Raw genomic sequence first — 19243 nt, 5'->3', positions numbered from 1 at the left:
AGCAATGATCGACCTGAGTCTGTATCCCGCGGGCACCGGCCTCGACGACCGTGGTCGGCTGATCGTCGGCGGCTGTGCCGTGGCCGACGTCGTCGAACAGTTCGGCACCCCGGCCTATGTCATCGACGAGGGCGCACTGCGGACGCGCGCACGCGAGTACCGCGAGGCGTTCGCGACACGGCATCCGAATTCGCTGGTGTTGTTCGCTTCGAAAAGTTTCCCTAGCGCATCCGTCATCGGGGCGATCGCCGAGGAAGGCTGCGGCAGCGATGTCGCGGCCGGCGGCGAGCTGCTGATCGCCGTGGCCGGCGGCGCCGACCCGTCGCGGATGGTGCTGCACGGCAACGCGAAGACGGATGCCGACATCCAGACCGCGCTCGACGCCGGCGTGCGCTACATCGTGATCGACAATCTCGACGACGTCGACCGGATCGCGCGGCTCGCGAGCGCGCTGGTGCCGGTGTTGCTGCGGGTGAGCCCGGCGGTGGATGCGTCCACGCACTCGGCGATGGCCACCGGAAGTGATGCATCAAAGTTCGGCATTCCGTCGGGGCAGATCGAGGGGGTGATCGCCCGCATCCGCCGCGAACCGATGCTCGAACTGCGCGGACTGCACGCGCACATCGGCTCACAGATCCTCGACGTTGCTCAGTTCGAGGCGGAAGTTGCCGCCCTCGGCCGACTGGAACACTTCCCGGTCTACGATCTCGGCGGCGGGCTCGGCGTGAGATACGTGAGCGAGGACGTCGCGCCATCCGTCGACGAGTATGCGGAGCGTGTCGTCGCTGCGGTGCACCGGCACCTCGGTGCGGACGTCGAGCTGCTCGTCGAGCCGGGCCGGTCCATGGTCGCGCCGAACGGCATCACGGCGTATCGCGTGGTCACCGTCAAGCACGGCGTGCGCACACATGTTGCAGTCGACGGCGGCATGGGCGACAACCTGGAGGTATCGCTCTACGGGCAGCCGTTCCAGCCATCCATCATCGACAAAACCGGGCCGCTCGAGACGGTGGATGTCGTCGGCCGGCACTGCGAATCCGGCGACACTCTCGTGCGCGACATCCCGCTCGTGCACCCGGAGGTCGGCGACCTGCTGACGGTGCCGGTGACCGGCGCCTATTGTTACACGATGTCGAACAATTACAACGCCGCACTTCGACCGCCGGTCGTGTTCTGCCGAGAGGGTGTCGCCCGCCTGGCCGTGCGTCGCGAAAACATCGACGACCTGCTCCGCCGTGAACAACTGATCGAGCGTGATCGCCGGTGACGAGCCCCGTGGATGGCATCGAGGATGCCGCGAATGACAGCGGCGCCGCGGTCGGAGGGCAACTCGACGTTCTTCTTGCAGATATCCAGGAGCACTGGCCGGTGCCCGGCGGTGTGGTCGCGGTCGTCGACCGCGCAGGCACGCTCCTGACGCGCCCGTTCGGATTCGCAAACCTGGACGCCGGCACGCCGGTCACCGGCGAAGAGCTGTTCGAGATCGGTTCGATCAGCAAGGTTGCAACCGCGATCGTCATTCACCAGCTGATCGACGAGGGCCGCTTCGGGCTGGAGACACCGATCGTCGACCTCCTGCCGTGGTTCGAGGCCGACGGTGCCGAGCTGATCACCGTCCGCAACCTGCTGCACCACAGTGCCGGGCTCATCTCCGGCGCGGATGCCATGCCGGATGAACTGGCGCAAGCACTGTTGGCCGCGGGCAGCGTGCTGGCCCCGGTCGGCGAGCACTTCCACTACTCCAACCTCGGCTACATCCTGCTCTCGCTCGCAGCGGCTGCCGTGACGGGTCGCACCCTCGCCCAACTTGTCAGCACCCGCGTGCTGCATCCGCTCGGGATGACCGCGGCGATCGCTGCGGTGCGGCATGAGCATCGTCCGCTGTTGGCAACCGGCTATGCACCGCTGCACGACGATCGTCCGTGGCTTCCAGGCGAGCCTCTTGCCCCTGCCACGTGGTTGGAGGTTGCCGGCGGCGACGGCAACATCGCCGCACCGGCGGCCGGTATGGCCGGATTCGTGCGGATGCTGCTGGGCGCCGGAGCGCTCTCCGGTGCGCGAGTCCTCTCACCCGCCGCATTCGAGCGCATGACCTCCGACCTGGCCCCGGGCGGTGAAGACACGCTCCAACTTGCCGGATGCGCGCCCGCCGACGACAGCCGTTACGGGTTGGGCATCAACGTCGAACGGCACGGCGGGCGCACGGTGCTCAGCCACGGTGGCGGCATGGTCGGCTACGCGTCGTTCATCTGGGCAGATGTCACCGAAGGCCTCGGTGTGGTTGTGCTGACCAATGCGAACGGGGACAGTCCCGTGGCGGAGGTGATCGCACGTGCCGCCGCGGCCTGGGCGGGCGGGCGTGAAGCCCCGACGCACCTGCAACCTTCGGTATGGCGCGCGCCGGCCGCTGCCGCAGACTCAGCGGACGCCGCTCGTCCCCGTTCGATTGACCCGGCGATGCTCGGCGCGTTCACGGGCCGCGATGCGACCGGCCGGGAGGTCGCGGTCACGATTCGTCAGGACCCGGTGTCGTCCGCCGATGCGGGCGTAGCAACGCTGACGATTGAGTCGGAGGGCGTTACTGCGCCGATGATGTGGGGGTGGGGGGCGCGAGTCGCCACGACGCATCCGCAGTTTCGGAGGTTCGCTTTCGAGTTCGAGTTCGAGTTCGAGTTCGAGTTCGAGTCTCGCGACGACCGTGCCGTGTGGGCTTGGGGAGACATCGAGTTCGCGCTCGGCGACGGTGCGCCGCCGGAGTCTCATGGTTCGGCTGCCTCGTCGCAGTCATATTCACTTCGCGCCTACGTCGGGCATTATCGCTCGTACTCGCCGTGGTTCACCAGCTTTCGCGTGGTGTTGCGGGCGGGATCACTCGTGCTGATCGCTGCGACCGGTGTCGAGGCGCCTGCGGAAGACGTTCCGCTCGTCGAGCTCGAACCCGGCGTTTTTCGGATCGGCGCAGACGAATGGCTGCCTGAACGGTTGCGCTTCGGGCCCCTCGTGGACGGCTATGCCGCCTGGTGCGACAGAGATGGCTGCCTCTACTCCAGGGCGTTCACAGACTGACGATTCGGTGGTCGAGTAGCCCGCGAGCGGAGCGAGCGGGCGTATCGAGACCGACGACCTCCACGAAGGAGCGTCGATATGGGTCTCGATACACTCGCTTGCGCTCGCTACTCGACCACCGGTGTGGGTTTACGCCACGTAGCCGTCCGCGATGCTCAGCGCAGCCTCGATCACGGCAAGGCCCTGACGCAGCTCGTCCTCCGCGATGATCAGCGGGGGTGCGATGTGAACACCGTTGAAGTGGATGAACGGCCACACACCGGCCTTCTTGATCGCAGCGGCCACCGCGTTCATCGGTGCTGCAGCTTCGCCGGTCGCGTTGAACGGCACGAGCGGCTCGCGCGTGTCCCTCGACCGCACCAGTTCGACCGCCCAGAAGAATCCGCGGCCGCGGATGTCGCCGATCGACGGATGCTTCGCGACCCAGCTGCGAATCTCCGGCTCGATCACGCGTGAACCCAGGTCACGCACCCGCTCCAGGATGCCGTCCCTCTCGAACACCTCGAACGTCGCGACCCCGGCCGCACACGCCAGCGGATGCCCGGAGTAGGTCAACCCACCCGGGAACACGCGATTATCGAAGGAGTGCGCGATCGCATCCGAAATGACGACGCCGCCGAGCGGCACGTAACCGGAGTTGACGCCCTTGGCGAAGCTGATCAGGTCGGGCACGACGTCGAACGCGTTGACCGCGAACCACTCGCCGATGCGCCCGAAACCGACCATGACTTCATCGGCGATGTAGACGATGCCGTACTTGTCGCACAGCGCACGCACACCGGCGAGATAGCCGGGCGGCGGCACGAGCACCCCGTTGGTGCCGACGACCGTTTCGATGATGATCGCCGCAACGGTAGCTGCGCCCTCGAGGACGATGACGCTCTCCAGGTGTTCGAGCGCGCGCTGCGCCTCTTCTTCCTGGGTGGTTGCGTGGAATGCCGAGCGGTACAGGTACGGCCCGAAGAAGTGCGCAACGGATCCGTCGCTCGGCTCATTCGACCAGCGACGCGGGTCACCAGTCAACGAGATCGCGGTGGCGGTGCTGCCGTGGTACGAGCGATACATCGAGAGCACCTTGCGGCGGCCGGTGAACTGGCGCGCCATCCGCACGGCGTACTCGTTGGCATCCGCCCCACCGTTGGTGAAGAACACCTTGTTGAAGCCGTCTGGGGCTTTCTCGGTGATACGGCGGGCAAGCTCGCCGCGCACATCGTTTGCGAGTGCCGGCTGGATCGTCGACAACCGACCTGCCTGCTGCTGGATCGCAGCAACCAGATCCGGATGCTGATGCCCCAGATTCAAGTTCACCAACTGCGATGAGAAATCAAGATACGCGTTGCCCGCGTAGTCCCAGAACGTCGAGCCGGCCGCTGCCGCGATCGGCAGCGGGTCGATCTGCGCCTGCGCGCTCCACGAGTGGAACACGTGCCCGCGGTCGTCAGCGCGTACTTGCGCCTCCGCTGCGGCAGCCGGGAGTGCGTGCGAAGCACCGTGGCGGTCCGTGTATTCGGCCGTCGTGAGTTCGTCGGTATCAGTAATTGTGGTCATGAAAATTCCTTCCGTTTCGTTGGTCGAGTAGCCCGCGAGCTTTCGGTCCCTGAGCGGAGCCGAAGGGCGAGCGGGCGTATCGAGACCCGCGAGGCGGTTTCGAAGATCGGCTCCCCAGGTCTCGATACGCGGCGCTCGTGCCTCGCGTAGCTACTCGGCCACCGGTTATCAGTGGTTGCGCGGGAAGCCGAGGTCGATCTGCGACTCGCTCGGGTCGGGCCAGCGGCTCGTGATCACCTTGCTGCGGGTGTAGAAGTTGATCGACTCCGGACCGTAAATGTGGGTGTCGCCGAACAGCGAGTTCTTCCAACCGCCGAATGAGAACGATCCGACCGGGGTCGGGATCGGCACGTTGATGCCGACCATGCCGACCTGGATGTCGAACTCGAACTGACGGGCTGCACCGCCGTCACGGGTGAACAACGCAACACCGTTTCCGTATGGGTTGCTGTTGATCAGCTCGACGGCCTCATCGAAGGTCGCAACGCGCACGACGGCAAGCACCGGGCCGAAGATCTCCTCGGTGTACACCTTCATGTCGGTGCTGACCTGATCCAGCAGGGTGAGGCCGATGAAGAAGCCGTCATTGTCGAACTTCTGGTCGAGACCAGATACGACGACCTTTGCGCCCTCGGCCGGTGCGCCCTCGACGTAGGAGGCGACCTTGTCGCGGTGTGCCTGCGTGATGAGCGGGCCCATCTCGCTGCCGGCCTCTGTGCCCGCACCGATCTTCAGTGCCGGGATGCGGCTGCGGATGGCTTCGATCAGCGGGTCTGCGCTGTCGCCGACCGCGACCAGCACGCTGACCGCCATGCAACGCTCGCCGGCTGACCCGTATGCCGCAGAAATCGCGGCATCGGCCGCGGCGTCGATGTCCGCGTCGGGCAGGACCACCATGTGGTTCTTCGCTCCACCGAGTGCCTGCACGCGCTTGCCGTTCGCACTGGCGCGAGTGTAAATGGCCCGAGCGATCGGGGTCGAGCCGACGAAACTGACGGCGTCGACATCCGGGCTGTCCAGAATAGTATCGACGGCGACCTTGTCACCGTGAACCACGTTGAGCACGCCGGCCGGCACGCCGGCCTCGAGGAAGATCTTCGCCAGCAGAACGGATGCCGACGGGTCCTTCTCGCTCGGCTTCAGCACGACGGTGTTGCCGCAGGCGATCGCACTGGCGATCATCCACAGCGGCACCATGGCCGGGAAGTTGAACGGCGTGATGCAGCCGACGACGCCGACCGGCTCCTTGACGCTGTGCACGTCGATGCCGCCGGAAACCTGCTGGCTGAACTCGCCCTTGAGCAGGTTCATCAGCCCGGTGGCGAACTCGACGTTCTCCAGGCCGCGCGCGACTTCGCCCGCAGCGTCTGAGAGCACCTTGCCGTGCTCACTCGTGACGGCTGCCGCGACCTCGTCGGCCCGCTCGGTGAGCAGTTGGCGGATGCGGAAGAAGATGTGCGAGCGCTTGGTCAGGCTCATCGAGCGCCACGCGGGCAGTGCTGCACGGGCCGCCGCGATGGCGGTCTCGACGTCGGCGACCGAACCATAGATGACGTCGTGTTGGTGCTCACCCGTTGCCGGGTTGTACACCGCACCGGTGCGCTCGGGCTCACCGTATTCTTCTCCGTTGATGAAATGTCTGATGAGCGCCACGTGGATTCCTTTTCTTCGTTGAGTCGCCGTTCGCGGACATTTTGACCGATGCACGGCGTAGGCTGTTAAGCCAATGATCGCACCGCAAGCGAGAGGGAGAGAGTGCCAGATCGTCACGGCTTTCCGCTGCATCAAACATATCGTCCGGACCCGGAGGGCACCGCGGCTGCCGCACTTCCGTCTGCCGTCCTTCCAACTATTGCGGATGTGCTGCGGCTCGACGCGATGACGGTGGCGGCACCCGAGGTGCTCGCGGGGCGCAGTGGGCTCGAGCGGTCGGTGCGCTGGGTGCACGTGACGGAAACGGCAAGTGTCGCCGGCTTGGTCAGTGGCGGCGAGTTGCTGCTTTCGACCGGTGTTGGCTGGCCGCAACACGAACGTGAACTCGTTCGTTACGTCGACGAGGTTGATCGTGCTGGAGTCGCCGGCCTCGTATTGGAGCTGGGTAGGCGCTTCGCGACCGCGCCGGAGCCGCTGATCTCGGCCTGCGCCGAACGCGGCATCCCTCTGATCGTGTTGCACAGTCAGGCCCGCTTCATCGCGATCACCGAAGCGGTGCACAGCCGGATCATCGCGGATCAGATGAACGCGCTGCGGGCGAGGGACGACATCCACGCACTGTTCACCGAGTTAAGCTTGCGGGGCAGCCCCGCCGACTTCATCGTCGAACAACTCGGGCAGGTGCTCGGCGCGCCCGTCGTGCTCGAAGACCTCGCGCACCGGGTGATCGCGGCCGCCGTGCGCGAGAGCGATGGCGACGCACTCGCCGGGTGGGAACAAGCATCCCGTGCCGCGCACCGGGCGGCGGCCGGCGCGAGCCCCGCTGGGTTGGGCGGGCCCGGTTCCGTCGGCAACGGCTGGCTCATCGTGCCGGTCGAAGCGCGGGGCACGCGCTGGGGTTACCTGATCGCGTTACCGGGGAGGGCGCATCCCGCCGGTCGGGCGAACGTTTTGGAGCAGGGCGCCGTCGCTCTCGCGCTGAGCCGGCTCGCCGATCGTGACGAGGGTGAATGGCTGAGGCACAGCCATCAGGCACTTTTGACAACGCTGCTCGGTGGCCGGTACCGCAGCGAAGTCGGGCTGCGCGAGCGGTTCGAGGCCGCAGGTTTGCCCATCGTCGATCGGCATCTGATCGGCATCGCACTGGCCGGCGCGGCTGCGGCCGGAATTGCGGGGCCCGGCGACCTCGTGGGGCACGCCGTCGGCCCATCGAGCGCGCAGTTGCGGGATGCCGCGCGGGATATCGGCGCGGAGGCCGTTGCAGGCACAAGTGCGGATGCGCCTGGCTCGCTGATCGCGATCCTCTCGTTTCCGCGTCGCGAACGCGTCGACGATCACACCATCGACGCGTTCGCGCGAGCACTCGCTGCGGTCGCGGGCACCCGCGATCTGTCGCTGGCGCTGGGGAGCGAGGCGTACGACATCCGTGGGGTGCTGGCGTCGCTGGATGAAGCGCGGGAACTGCTCGCCCGGCGTGTTCGCGCGCGTGGCATTGCGGTCTATCGGGCCGAGAGTCGGCCACTGCTTCGGCTGATCGCATCGTTTGCGGATGACCCACGAATGCAGGCGCACAGCGAGCAGATGCTGCGCCCGCTGATCGAGTACGACATCGCGAACGACGGCGACCTGCTCGACGTGCTCGCGGCGTATGCGGAGCATCCTGGAAATCGCACGCGTGCCGCGACGGCGAGCCATCTCTCGCGTTCCGTGTTTTATCAGCGGATCGCACTGATCGAGGACCTGCTCGACGCCGACCTCGACAACGGTGAAACCGTCAGTGCGCTGCACGCCGCGCTGCTGGCCCGGCGGCGCTCAGCGCGGTGAGCGGTAGGCGCGGGGTCGCGGTGAGGGTCTCGATACGCGTGCTCGCTGCGCTCGCGCGCTACTCGACCACCGAGTCGGTGGTCGAGTAAGGACCGCTAGCGACTGTATCGAGACCCGGGCGCAGCATCCGTCTGCATCGTCAGCACCGGCGTGCCGTCGGCATCGGCGATCGACAGTTCGACATGCACGGTGCTGAGCTCGGCGAGGCTCGACACGTGCGTACCGCCGCACGGGATGCGCACGGCCGTGCCATTCAGCTCGCACTCCCAATAGCGGCGATCGGTCAAGCGTTCGCCGTCGCGGTCGATGCGCACGGTCGACCCGGCGTCGATCCAGTTCGCCAGCAGTTCGTTGACGCGCGCCTGCACCGCGGCAAGCTCATCGGCCAGGCCCTCTGTCGTGAAACCCTTGCGCCGCAGCGACTTGTTCAGACGAAAGCGGTCGGTCGAGCCGTTTTCGCGGATCCGCGATGACTCGATTGCGAGACCGTCGAAGTCGGGATTGCCGAGCCCGTCGAGGCGGGCATCCGTTCTCCAGCGGCCGGCGAGGGCCGCATTCAGTGCCAGGGATGCGACGTGGCACGCGGTGTGCCCGATCGACAGCTCCCGCCGGTAGTCGGCGTCGACGACAACCTCGACGGTGTCGCCCTCTGCCACCGCCGCGTCGCCCACGATTTCGTGTGCGGCGAGCTCGTGGGTGGCGAGCTCGTGGGTGGCGACGAGGTGGGCGACCACGAAGGCCCAGCCGGATTCACCCTTGCCGACCGGGATGTCCGCACCGAGGAACAGTGTGGAGCCGTCTGTGGCCGCGACGGTGCAGTCTGCAACGCGCACATCGCGCGCACCGACGCGGAGCACCGCATGATCGGCACCCTGGTCGGGCCAGCCGGTGTCGACCGGATGGCAGCATGTGGCATCGAGAAGAACGACGGTGCGATCATCCGCCAAGGGTTCCAGATGCAGTACGGTCGCTTCGTTGTGCATTGCGGCTGCCGGATAGGTGACGACGGTATCGGCGCGCGGGAGGGTCATAGCTCCATTCTGTCCTGCCCAGCAGCCACCAGTTCGGCCGCCACCCGTTCAGCCGCTACCAGTTCAGCCGCCAGCTCTCGTTGATCCGTCCGTCATCCGTTCAGATAGAGAACGTTCGTGATTGCAGCCTCGTCCGCGAGCACGTGCAGCACGTCGTCCAGACTCTCGAGTTTGCCGTAGTCGTTCAAGATGATGGCGAAGGCGATGCGATGGCCGCTCTTCGCGTCGATGTAGCCTGCGAGGTTCTGAGCGACAAGTTTGCCGTCCGTCGCCGTCGTGCCGGTTTTGCCGTGAACGTGCCCCTTCGCCGGCAAATCGGCGCCGGTCGACGACAATGATCCGTCGACGCCGAGCAGCGGCAGTGCGTTGCGGTAGTCGTCGGCGACCGGTGTGGTGTTCATGTGGGCGAGCATGTCGACAATGGCTCTCGGCGATGCCTCACTGTCTGGGCTACCGCTGCCGTTGGTGGGGAAGCGGAAGGAATCGCCGGGAATTCCCGCAGCGATGAGCGCCCGCCGTTCCGCGGCGAGCGCTCCGTCGAGTGTCTTTTGCCCTTTGGCGAGCCCGAACTGGGTGAGTGCCAGATTCGCGCCGAGGTTCAGACTGACCTTCAGAATCAGCCGCGCCTGCTGTGCGAACGGCGCAGAAGTGTATTCCGCGAGTCTGTTCGCGGTTGAGTAATGCCGTGCTGGCGCTAGCAGCGAAGTCGGATCCGGCCCGACGGCGGGTGCGTCCACCGTGATCCCGTCGCGCTGGAGCGCATCGATCAACGCGGTGCGCGCGAAAGCCTCCGGATTGTCGATGCGGAATGTTCCGAGAAAATACGGCAGGCCGGAAAGCGGCGCCTTGTAGTCGACCGGGATCGTGCCGGAGATCTGACCGGTGCAATTCGCCTGCCCGACGCAGTTCACGACGCCTGTCACCGACGTGCCGGCCGGCGTTGTGCCGGGCGGGATCGACACGGTGGGTACGGTTCCGGCCGCCGTGGTCATGACGGTTCCGGTCACGGCGAACGCCGAGGTCTCTGGCCGATAGGCGATCCGAGCGGGCTCGCCTGGCGAAGTGGGGGTGACGACGACGTCGATCATGTTCTCGTTGATCATCGTCGGCGTCACAAGGAGTTGTTGATTGGGCACCCGGTATGGCGTGAAGAGATCATCGTCGATCACGACATTTCCCGTAACGTGTGTGACTCCCGCCGCCTTGATCTGATCGGCAAGCGCCTGCACGCCGGTCAGGGGGTCATGAGGAGTGATAATGCCGGTTCCGAGGTTGTTCGCGTCATTGTGATCGAAGTCGGTGTATGCGAGCTGGTTGTCTGCGGTGCGGCGTCCGCCGAAGGTGAGGTCTCCTGCCCCCACCAGCACGAGGTCGCCCTGAAGTGAGCCGCCGTCGAGTTCGCCAGTTCGGTATACCGACGTGGTGGTGGTGTGGTCCGCACCCAGCTGTGTCAATGCCAGCCCCACCGAGAACAGCTTGCGAGTGGACCCGGTGAACGCGAGCCGATCGGCGTTCGTGCCGAATAGCGTCTTGCCGGTGTCCAGGTCGGTGGCCAGCACACTCCACGCGGCTTTCGAGTATGCGGGCTTGTGCATGATCTTCTGGACCGCGCTGCTCAGCCGGGCGGATGCCTGTGCACCCGCCGTGCCCGCGTTCCCTGACGGTGGGCCCACCGTGCAGGCGGTCAGGCTGAGTGCCGTGAGCAGCGCGCCGGCTGCAACAGCGCGACGATAAAGGCCGCGCATCACGTCGCCGCCTGCAGGAACGCGGCCGCGACAGTGCCCTTGGCCGGGTTGTTTCGATCGCTCGCGGCGAGCGAGCGGATCTCGCGGAGAAGACGATGCGCCTCTTTCCATGCTGCGGTGCTGCCGCTCAAGATTCTTACCTTTCCGCAGAGCCGATACGGGTGCCGGCGGCGGCTGTGCTTCCCGTCGAGTTTGGCACGAGACGCGGCAAACGACCATAGACCCAGGTCGTCTCGTGGGATCGTTCACTCGGATGCGGCATGCACGATATCGGTATTGGTCATGTCGGTATGCTGCCGGTCCGGCTCTATTTCCCAGCCCGGCTTGAGCACGAGATTCGCACATTCATTGGGCCTACGCACACGATTTGTTCAGGATGACTGGCAAAAAACTACTGATTTCGTTGCATATGCCTCAAATCATTGCGAGAATGTCTGCAGACCCGGCGAAGGCGCCTCCGTTTGCAGTGGAGTGGCTGACCCGAATCCTCAATGGCTGGAGGTAGCCCGTGACCGAAGTCACCCAGACTGACACACTCGAATCCGCGACCGACCCGAGTCAGAGCGCTCCACCGGCGGTCGTGCTGCGGCATGTGACCAAGATGTTCGGCGACGCGACAGCGGTCGACGATATCGACCTGGAACTCGGGTCCGGAGAATTCTTCGCACTGCTTGGGCCGTCCGGGTGTGGCAAGACGACCACGCTGCGCATGGTGGGCGGTTTCGAACTCCCTTCGTTCGGTCGTATCTGGCTTGACGGCGCCGACGTCACGATGCTGCCGCCCTACAAGCGTGACGTGAACACGGTGTTCCAGTCGTATGCACTGTTCCCACACATGACGGTCTTCGAAAACGTCGCCTTCGGATTGCGTCGGCGTGGGGTCGCCATTGCCGATATTCGCCGGCGGGTGCAGCGAAACCTCGACCTGGTCGGCCTCAACGGCTACGACAAGCGCAAGCCGCTGCAGCTTTCCGGTGGCCAGCAGCAGCGCGTTGCGCTGGCCCGTGCCCTCGCGAACGAGCCCAAGGTGTTGCTGCTCGATGAACCGATGGGCGCACTGGACGCGAAGATCCGCAAGAGCATGCAGATCGAGCTCAAGCGCATTCAGCAGGAGGTCGGAATCACCTTCCTCTACGTCACGCACGACCAGAACGAAGCCATGTCGATGGCCGACCGGCTTGCCGTGATGAACGGCGGCCACATCGAAGACATCGGCGCACCCGATCGTGTGTACGACCGGCCGGCCACGCAGTTCGTCGCGGAATTCCTCGGCACCTGCAACATCCTGCCGCTCGACACGCTGAACGGCCCCGCACTGCGTTTGCCGGACGGCGCCTTCGTTGAGCCTGCCCCGGCCGACAAGCAGGGGATCGTCGAGAACCAGGCTCGCATCGGCATCCGCCCCGAGAAGTTGGTTGTGACGCGCGCAGCAATGGCTGCGGCCGGCGCCGCAAGCGCACCCAATCGGGTGCAGGGCACCGTGCGCACCGCCACGTACCTCGGCGCGAGCACCGAGTACGAGATCGACACTGGCTGGGGCGGTATCCTCAAGTCGTTCGCGCAGAACCTCGACGAGTCGTCGCGTGCTCGTCCCGGTGAGGCCGTGATCGTGTCGTGGGACGCAGCGCACAGCTTCCTGCTGCCCTCGGAGGCGGACAGCATTCCCGCCGCCGCGCCGGTCACCGGAGCATTTCGGGCGGTCGCACCGTGACCGGCTCGAGCGGACCCCTCGATCCCGCGCTCTGGCGCGGGCTGACCCAGAGCCGAATGTCCCGTCGCACGATGTTGCGCGGTGCGCTGACCGGTGCCGGCGCTGTGGCGTTGGCTTCGACGCTTGCGGCATGCGGAATCAAGGGCTCGGTCGCCGACGAGGCGAGAATCCAGGTCGATTGGCCGGCTTTCTGGGCCAAGCAGAAAAAGACCGGCCTCCTGAACTTCGCCAACTGGCCGTTGTACATCGACCAAGACCACGGCAAGATCCCCTCGCTCGAACTGTTCACCAAGCGAACCGGCATCAAGGTGAACTATCAGCCCGTGATCCAAGGAAATGCTCCCTTCTACGCCACGGTTGCGCCGATGCTGCGCGCGCGCGGTTCAACCGGCTATGACATCGTCGTGATGACCAACGGCTGGGAACTGACCGAGATGATCGGCAACGGCTTCCTGATGGAACTGGACCATTCCCGTCTGCCGAACTTCGACAGATACGCTGCGGACAATGTGAAAAGCCCGAATTACGACCCGGGCAACAAGCACTCCGTCGTCTGGCAGACCGGGTTCACCGGGTTGGCCTACAACACCAAGCTCGTCAACCGGCCGATCACCAGCTTCCAAGACCTGCTCGACCCGGCGTTCAAAGGCCATGTGGGCATGATGAACGACAACACGGAACTGGGCAGTGCCGGGTTGCTCGCGATCGGCGTCGAACCGTCGAAGTCGACGCCCGCGGACTGGAAGCGCGCCGCGGAGTGGCTGAAGAAGCAGAGGCCAAACGCCTCCGGCTATTACGACCAGAGTTACATCGACAAACTGCAGAACGGCGACACCTGGGTCACCCAGGCGTGGTCGGGCGACATCTTCCAGGCAATTGCATCCGGCAACAAGCACCTCAAATTCGTCATCCCCAAAGAAGGCCAGATGATCTGGCACGACAACATGATGATCCCGATGCAGGCGGAGAACCCGGTCGATGCCCTCGAATGGATGAACTTCTACTACACCCCAGAGATCGCCGGCATGGTCGAAGACTGGGTGAACTACGTGTGCCCTGTTCCTGAGGCGAAGGAGTACATATTGAAGGTCCTCAAGGATCCCGCTGTGGCGAACAGTCCGCTCGTCTTTCCCAACCAGGAGGTCGACGCGCTGTCGCACCTGTTCTACGTGTATAAGAACTACGACGAGTATGACCTCTGGAACTCCACCTTCAACCCGGTGATCCAGTCATGACGGCGCTCACTCAGACCGCACGGCCGACCGGCACTGTTCCGGGGCCGACCGGCAAGACCACGGGTCACCGGTTCAGGGGTCGCGGAACGCCGTATTTGCTCAGCCTGGCGGGCGGCGCGTGGCTGCTCATCCTGTTCGTCATCCCGCTGGTCTCCGGCCTGATCGTCTCGCTTGAGACAGGCAACCCGCAGACCGGGTACACGTTCACGTGGAACTGGGGCATTTACGCCGATATCTTCGTGAATTCGGATGTGCCCTATCTCACGTTCCTCATCCGCGGTGTGTTGTATGGCGCGGGGGCGACGATCGTGACCATGATCATCGGCTACCCGCTCGCCTACTACATTGCGTTCCGCGCTCCGCAGCGCTGGAAGAACGCGCTGTTGTTGCTCGTGATGCTGAGCTTCCTGGTTTCGTTCGTGATCCGCACGGACATGTGGGCGTTCATTCTCTCGGACCAGGGGCCGGTGCTGACGGTCCTGCGCGACCTGCACGTGGTCGGCAAAGACGCCCACGTTCTCGGCACCAGCGCCGCGGTCATCGGCGGCATGGCGTACAACGACCTGGCGTTCATGGTGCTGCCCATCTATGTGGCATTGGAACGCATCGATCCACGCCTGATCGAGGCGTCCGCCGATCTTTATGCGAGCAAGACGCAATCGTTCATACGGACGATTCTGCCGCTGACCCGGTCTGGCATCTTCGCCGGAGTGCTGCTCGTGTTCATCGACTCGGCAGGCGACCCGGTCAACGCATCGCTGCTCGGCGGCACGAATACCTACGTGATAGGCCAGGCAATCCAAGATTCTTACCTGACCAATCAGCAGTACAACGTGGCCGCCGCGCTGTCGACTGTGCTGATGATCGTGCTCGGCATCATTCTGTTCCTATACGCCCGAATAGCGGGAACCGACAACATTGAGGATCTGGTATGAGCGCCACCATCGCCCCTGCGCCAGCGCCTGAGCGCCCTGCGGCCCGTGAAGGAGCTGCCGTGCCGATGCAGAAGCGCCGCAAGCGCCCGCTGCTGCCGATCTTCTTCTGGGTTGTGATCGTGATCACGCTCGTGCCGATCTTCACAATGGTGCTCTACAGCTTCAACAACACGCCGACCAGCCGCATCACCTTCCAATGGCACGGCTTTACGACGTATTGGTACCAGAACCTGACGCAGGTCAGCGGGCTCGGAAACTCGTTCCTGACCTCGATCGAGATCGCAATTCTGTCTGCCGTCATCTCGATCGTGCTTGGGGTGCCACTGGCCATGGCGCTTGAGCGATATCGGTTCCTTGCACGCGGGCCGCTGTCGACGACCGTATTCGCGGACATCGCCGCGCCGTCGATCGTCGTCGGCGCCGCGTCACTGTCGTTCTTCCTGTCGGTGAACGCGCCGCTGGGGTTCCTGACCATTCTTCTCGTGCACATTACGTTCAACCTGGCGTACGTCGTCGTGGTGGTGCGTGCCCGGCTCTCGGGAAGCGGCACGGTGCTGGAGCAGGCGGCGGGAGACCTGGGAGCCAATCCATTCACGGCGTTCACAAAGGTGACGCTGCCGTTGCTGGTTCCCGGCATGATCGCGGCAGGCGCCCTGGCGTTGGCGATGTCCATCGACGACTACGTCATCACGAGCTTCGTCGCCGGCCCGGAGGTGACCTTCCCGCTGTTCGTCTACGGCGCGGCCAAAGTCGGCCTGCCTCCGCAAGTGTTGTGCTTTGGCACGCTCATCTTCGTGGTCGGCCTCGCGGTCGTGCTCCTGAACGGCTTCCTGACCCGGCGCGGCCAGCCGAAGTAGCCTGCGCGGCGCGCGGGCGGCCGGAGGCGTGCCCTGTGGTGCGCCAGTTGGTGTGCTGTGCGCCAGTTGGAGTGGCGCATGGCGCAGCAGGTGGCGCACGCGGCCCGGCCGTGCGGCGCCGACCTCCGTCGCGCCCGCGGCGCGGCTACGAGTCGAACCCGAGGCCGACGGCATCCAGAGTCTTGAGAATGAGGTTGCGCTTGCCCTCGTTGTGGTCGGCCTTGTTGAGCGACCACCGCGTGGCCTGAATGCCCATCGATGCAACTGGCTCGGGCGGGAACGGCATCGGCGTGCTGCGCACCATCTTCGTCTCGGTGCGTTCGGTCTTCTCGCCGGCCAGGAAATCCAGCATTACCTGTGCGCCGAAGCGGGTCGCGCCCACCCCGAGACCCGTGTAACCGAGCGCGTAAGCGATCCTGTTGTCGCGCGCGCTTCCGTAGAACGCGCAGAACCGGCTGCACGTGTCGATCGCTCCCGCCCAGCGGTGCGTGAACGAGATGCCCTCCAGCTGGGGGAACGTCGTGAAGAAGTGGCTCGCGAGGCGGCGGAAGGTCGCCGGACGGTCCTCATAGCTGGAGCGCACCTGACGGCCGTAGTGATAGATCGCGTCGTAGCCGCCCCAAAGGATGCGGTTGTCCGCGCTGAGCCGGTAGTAATGGAACTGATTCGACGCGTCGCCCAGACCCTGCCGGCTCTTCCAGCCGATCGAGGCGAGTTGCTCGGCGCTCAGCGGCTCGGTCATCAGCACGTAGTCATACACGGGCACGGTTGCCAAGCGATTGCGCTTGAGCAGCGACGGGAACACGTTTGTGCCAAGCGCCACCTTCTTCGCGCGCACTGTCGCGTCTCGCTCGCCGATGATCGCGCTGGCACCGCTGCCGATGCGCACGTCGACACCCTCTGCGGATGCGAGTCCCCGCGTTTCCAACGCCGCCACTGGCGTGTGCTCGAAGATTTCCACCCCGGCCTCGATGCACGCGCGCGCGAGCTCGTGTGCGAGCTTGGCCGGGTGCACGAGTGCGGAGTCGTGCGTGTGGAACAGGCCGGCAAGATAGCTGGGGGAGTTGACCTCTGCGCGCATCGCCTCGGTGTCGAGAAAGCGGGCGTTGACGCCGTCCGCTGCCGCGGCCTCGCGCAGCCACTCGACCTGATGTGGTTCCGTCGCCACGTCGATCGCGCCGTTGCGCTCGAAGTCGCAGTTCAGGCCGAGCGCGGCGACGGTCTGTTCGATCTCGTCGAGGTTCTTCTCGCCGAGACGCTCGAGGTGGTCGTACTCGTCGGCGAACCGAGTGCGGCCGTTCTCCTCACCATGAGTCAGGCTGGCTTCGCAGAAGCCGCCATTGCGACCGGATGCAGCCCAGCCCACCGTGCGCGCCTCGAGCAGCACGATGCGGGCATCCGGGTTGCGCTGCTTTGCGAGGAGGGCGGTCCAGAGCCCGCTGTAGCCGCCGCCGACGACAGCGAGGTCGCAGGACAGGTTGTCGCGCAGCGTTGGATGCGCTGGTGCCGGGGAGTCCTCCAACCAGAAGGAGCCGAGCTTCGCGGCTCGCAGCGCGTGGGCGACGGTGGATTCGTTCGGGCGTTGGCGTTCGAAGACGGTGCTTCCCACGGGTAACTCTCCTGAGTGAACGGTGCGCCGGTCGGCCGGTGCACACGGGTTACTGGCCATTCTGGCAAGAGAACATGGGTGTTCTCTACTGAATCAGTCGCAAAATGGCAGGGTTTGACGCAAATCGTCCGAATGAAGGCTCGCATGCCACGGTTTTCGTCGCCACGTCCAATCAGCTGGGGTTCGCGTCCCGCGCGAATTCGCGCCTCGTGCGCTCGAATCGCCCTCGTGCCCTGGCCCTCCCGCGTTGTGCTGAAGTGCGGACTTTGGTCGCTTTCGCGGGCGGCAAAGCGACCAAGGTCCGCACCTCAGCGAGTGTGATTCGAGCGCGATTCCGCGCGTTCCGGGGCGTGCGCCTCGAGGAACTGGTAGACCTCGGTCGCGTCGACGCCGGGGAAGGTGCCGGTCGGCAGCGCGGCGAGCAAGCTGGTGGGAGTGCGAGCGGCTGGCCAGGAGCCGGATGCCCACTTGGCGGCGAGCTCAGGCGGCGCGGCCCGGCAGCATGATTCGTCGGGGCAGCGCGACTCGGCGCGATGCAGCGTTTCGCGCCCGCGGAACCACTTGACATGTTCGAACGGCACGCCCACGCTCACCGAATATTCGCCCTCTTTCGCTTTCTCAATGCGTGCCGTGCACCAGAACGTGCCGGAAGGCGTGTCCGTGTACTGATACCAGGGGCTGAACCGGTCTTCGACATCGAACACGGTTCGGGCCGTCCAATTGCGGCAGACAGTCGTGCCTTCGATCGCGCCGAGCGCATCAGACGGAAAGCGCACACTGTCATTCTCGTATGCCTTGATGATCGTGCCGGATTCGTGCACTTTCATGAAGTGCACCGGAATCCCCAACCGTGCGGTCGCGAGGTTCGTGAACCGGTGCGCTGCTGTCTCATAGCTGACTGCGAACGCATCGCGCAGATCCTCCATCGAGATGCGTCTGGCGTTCTTCGCCTCGGTCAGCACGGTGACGGCATCCGTTTCGGGCAGCAGAATGGCTGCGGTCAGATAGTTGGTCTCGACACGCTGCCGCAGAAAATCTGCATAATTTCTGGGCTCTTCGTGCCCGCAGAGCAGGCTTGCGAAGGCCTGCACGATCGGCGAGCGGGAGTCGCGGGAGAGCGACTGCGCGGTCGGCAGGTAGATGCGGCCATTGATGCGGTCGGTCACCGAACGAGTCGAGTGCGGCAGGTCGCTGACATAGTGCAGTGACAACCCGAGCCGTTTGGCCATGTCCGCGACCGTCTGCTGCGAGACCGGCCCACCGGTGTGGCCGACCGCCCGGAGTTGTTCGGCAGCGAGGTGCTCAAGTTCGGGGTAGTAGTTGTCGCGGGCGCGCATCTGCGCGCGCAACTGGGCGTTGGCCCGGCGCGCCTCCTCAGGTGTGGCGGCGCGCTCGCGATGCAGCCGCGCCACCTCCTGGTGCAGGGCGAGGATCGTGCGTAGCGTCTCGTCGGTCTGCGTCTTTGACACGCGCACGGGCTCGAGCCCGAGCGCGGCGAAAACCGGCCCGCGTTGGGCGCGCTCGAGCGCGATCTCCAGTCCGGCCCGCTCACTCGGCGGCGCAGGGTCGAGCAATTCGTCCGTTGCCACCTGCAGAGCGGATGCGAGTGAATGCAGCATCGACAGGCTCGGCTCTCGCTTGCCGTTCTCCAGTGTCGATACCTGCGAAGCTGCCCGCCCGATCGCCGCTCCCAACTCGTCCAGCGTCATGCCGCGGGCAATCCGTGCCTCGCGGATGCGCCGACCCAACGTGAGTGCGTCGACGCCCGAATGCTCCGCCGTGTCGGGCACGGTGCCCGCTGTCCACGCTGCCTTGGCTGCCCTGGCTGCTCTGGCTTCGCTCGGCGCATCGGGAGTTTCGCGCGGGCCGGTCAGAGAGGGGGCGGATGTGATGGTGGTCATGCAGTTCATCGTCACACGATGCAAATCTTCTGACAAGTAGAAGAATCAAGATTCTTCTACGGAGAAGTTTGGACTCGAAGGGTTGCGGCAGGCGCACGATTGATGCAAGACATCCGGTTGCGGGTGTG

Annotated in this window: 14 protein-coding genes; 7 read left to right on the top strand and 7 right to left on the bottom strand. The window is 65.2% G+C overall.

Translation table 11 applies throughout. The annotated features are described in order from the left end of the window. Positions 1-4: 4 nt before the first annotated feature. Together lysA and QU604_RS18195 are read left to right on the top strand one after the other, a co-directional pair. The gene (gene lysA / locus QU604_RS18200; RefSeq protein WP_308466019.1) at positions 5-1267 is read left to right on the top strand and encodes a diaminopimelate decarboxylase; all 1263 of its coding nucleotides are present in this window, start codon (positions 5-7) and stop codon (positions 1265-1267) included. Further along, positions 1264-3066 carry a serine hydrolase domain-containing protein gene (locus tag QU604_RS18195; protein ID WP_308466018.1) on the top strand — a complete coding sequence of 601 codons (1803 nt, stop codon included), beginning with the start codon at positions 1264-1266 and terminating at the stop codon, positions 3064-3066. The genes lysA and QU604_RS18195 overlap by 4 nt, the downstream gene beginning before the upstream one ends. Positions 3067-3195: 129 nt before the next feature. On the opposite strand, the gene QU604_RS18190 is transcribed toward QU604_RS18195, so the two are convergent. Continuing rightward, a complete protein-coding gene (locus QU604_RS18190; protein ID WP_308466017.1) occupies positions 3196-4614 on the bottom strand; it encodes an aspartate aminotransferase family protein in 1419 nt (472 codons plus the stop codon). Positions 4615-4782: 168 nt separating this feature from the next. After that, complete coding sequence (locus QU604_RS18185) at positions 4783-6267, bottom strand: CoA-acylating methylmalonate-semialdehyde dehydrogenase (protein ID WP_308466016.1); 1485 nt, start codon at positions 6265-6267, stop codon at positions 4783-4785. 102 nt (positions 6268-6369) lie between these two features. Between QU604_RS18185 and QU604_RS18180 the strand changes: the two genes are divergently transcribed. Beyond that, a complete protein-coding gene (locus QU604_RS18180) occupies positions 6370-8091 on the top strand; it encodes a PucR family transcriptional regulator (protein WP_308466015.1) in 1722 nt (573 codons plus the stop codon). A 95-nt stretch (positions 8092-8186) separates the two neighbouring features. Here the strand turns inward: QU604_RS18180 and QU604_RS18175 are convergent, their stop codons facing one another. From QU604_RS18175 to QU604_RS18165, 3 genes are all read right to left on the bottom strand, one after another. Then, on the bottom strand, positions 8187-9122 hold the full coding sequence (locus QU604_RS18175) for an alanyl-tRNA editing protein (protein ID WP_308466014.1): 936 nt from the start codon (positions 9120-9122) through the stop codon (positions 8187-8189). Positions 9123-9214: 92 nt separating this feature from the next. Then, on the bottom strand, positions 9215-10867 hold the full coding sequence (dacB, locus tag QU604_RS18170; protein WP_308466013.1) for a D-alanyl-D-alanine carboxypeptidase/D-alanyl-D-alanine endopeptidase: 1653 nt from the start codon (positions 10865-10867) through the stop codon (positions 9215-9217). Then, positions 10867-10998, bottom strand: a complete 132-nt coding sequence (locus QU604_RS18165) for a hypothetical protein (protein WP_308466012.1) — start codon at positions 10996-10998, stop codon at positions 10867-10869. The genes dacB and QU604_RS18165 overlap by 1 nt, the downstream gene beginning before the upstream one ends. Before the next feature lie 377 nt (positions 10999-11375). Here QU604_RS18165 and QU604_RS18160 point away from each other — a divergent pair, with 377 nt between their 5' ends. The 4 genes from QU604_RS18160 to QU604_RS18145 are packed head-to-tail and all read left to right on the top strand — an operon-like array spanning position 11376 to position 15605. Beyond that, on the top strand, positions 11376-12578 hold the full coding sequence (locus QU604_RS18160; RefSeq protein WP_308466011.1) for an ABC transporter ATP-binding protein: 1203 nt from the start codon (positions 11376-11378) through the stop codon (positions 12576-12578). A gap of 56 nt (positions 12579-12634) precedes the next feature. Further along, the gene (locus QU604_RS18155) at positions 12635-13813 is read left to right on the top strand and encodes an ABC transporter substrate-binding protein (protein ID WP_308466010.1); all 1179 of its coding nucleotides are present in this window, start codon (positions 12635-12637) and stop codon (positions 13811-13813) included. Beyond that, positions 13810-14748 (top strand): ABC transporter permease, encoded by a 939-nt coding sequence (locus tag QU604_RS18150; RefSeq protein WP_308466009.1) that lies wholly within the window; start codon positions 13810-13812, stop codon positions 14746-14748. The genes QU604_RS18155 and QU604_RS18150 overlap by 4 nt, the downstream gene beginning before the upstream one ends. Continuing rightward, complete coding sequence (locus QU604_RS18145) at positions 14745-15605, top strand: ABC transporter permease (RefSeq protein ID WP_308466008.1); 861 nt, start codon at positions 14745-14747, stop codon at positions 15603-15605. Before QU604_RS18150 ends, QU604_RS18145 begins: the two co-directional genes overlap by 4 nt. 145 nt (positions 15606-15750) lie before the next feature. Here the strand turns inward: QU604_RS18145 and QU604_RS18140 are convergent, their stop codons facing one another. Continuing rightward, the gene (locus tag QU604_RS18140) at positions 15751-17214 is read right to left on the bottom strand and encodes an NAD(P)/FAD-dependent oxidoreductase (RefSeq protein WP_308466007.1); all 1464 of its coding nucleotides are present in this window, start codon (positions 17212-17214) and stop codon (positions 15751-15753) included. A gap of 308 nt (positions 17215-17522) precedes the next feature. Further along, the gene (locus tag QU604_RS18135; RefSeq protein WP_308466006.1) at positions 17523-19115 is read right to left on the bottom strand and encodes a helix-turn-helix domain-containing protein; all 1593 of its coding nucleotides are present in this window, start codon (positions 19113-19115) and stop codon (positions 17523-17525) included. Positions 19116-19243 lie beyond the last annotated feature (128 nt).

This window comes from Rathayibacter sp. SW19, assembly GCF_030866825.1.
In the GTDB taxonomy this organism is placed as follows: domain Bacteria; phylum Actinomycetota; class Actinomycetes; order Actinomycetales; family Microbacteriaceae; genus Rathayibacter_A; species Rathayibacter_A soli.
This window is presented reverse-complemented; position numbering and strand designations above follow the sequence as displayed.

What these genes read in the sequence shown, in the direction of transcription:
- dacB (WP_308466013.1), bottom strand. Translation starts at nt 10,867, where the DNA reads ATGCGCGGCCTTTATCGTCGCGCTGTTGCAGCCGGCGCGCTGCTCACG.
- QU604_RS18145 (WP_308466008.1), top strand. Translation starts at nt 14,745, where the DNA reads ATGAGCGCCACCATCGCCCCTGCGCCAGCGCCTGAGCGCCCTGCGGCC.
- QU604_RS18155 (WP_308466010.1), top strand. Translation starts at nt 12,635, where the DNA reads ATGTCCCGTCGCACGATGTTGCGCGGTGCGCTGACCGGTGCCGGCGCT.
- QU604_RS18135 (WP_308466006.1), bottom strand. Translation starts at nt 19,115, where the DNA reads ATGACCACCATCACATCCGCCCCCTCTCTGACCGGCCCGCGCGAAACT.
- QU604_RS18190 (WP_308466017.1), bottom strand. Translation starts at nt 4,614, where the DNA reads ATGACCACAATTACTGATACCGACGAACTCACGACGGCCGAATACACG.
- lysA (WP_308466019.1), top strand. Translation starts at nt 5, where the DNA reads ATGATCGACCTGAGTCTGTATCCCGCGGGCACCGGCCTCGACGACCGT.
- QU604_RS18175 (WP_308466014.1), bottom strand. Translation starts at nt 9,122, where the DNA reads ATGACCCTCCCGCGCGCCGATACCGTCGTCACCTATCCGGCAGCCGCA.
- QU604_RS18150 (WP_308466009.1), top strand. Translation starts at nt 13,810, where the DNA reads ATGACGGCGCTCACTCAGACCGCACGGCCGACCGGCACTGTTCCGGGG.